Origin of the sequence: Burkholderia sp. SIMBA_051 (genome assembly GCF_046534915.1) — a bacterium.
In the GTDB taxonomy this organism is placed as follows: Bacteria; Pseudomonadota; Gammaproteobacteria; order Burkholderiales; family Burkholderiaceae; genus Burkholderia; species Burkholderia ambifaria.
Genome location: NZ_JAWRXS010000758.1, coordinates 1 through 243, shown reverse-complemented (window position 1 = coordinate 243; position 243 = coordinate 1). Strand labels below are relative to the sequence as shown.

The 243-nt window shown below is 61.3% G+C and carries 1 pseudogene; it reads left to right on the top strand.

Features of this window, described 5'->3' with window-relative positions:
- Window positions 1-243 (top strand): annotated as a pseudogene (locus SB771_RS36515) (MFS transporter); the annotation flags it as partial.

Here is a 243-nt window from a genome sequence, read left to right as displayed (position 1 = left end):
CGACCTACAGCTTCTCCGCGTATCTGCATGAAGGCGAGATTGGCTTGTCGGTGGTGATGGCGGGCACGATCACGACGCTCAAGCTGTGGATGCGTCCCATCGGCGGTATTGGCGGCGGCTTTCTCGGCGACCGCTTTTCGAAAGTGACCGTGCTGATCATCGCGCTCTTTCTCGCGTCGCTCTCGCTGGTCGGCCTGATCGCCGCGCCGCAGATCAGCAGCCATGTGTTGCTGGTGTTTCTCG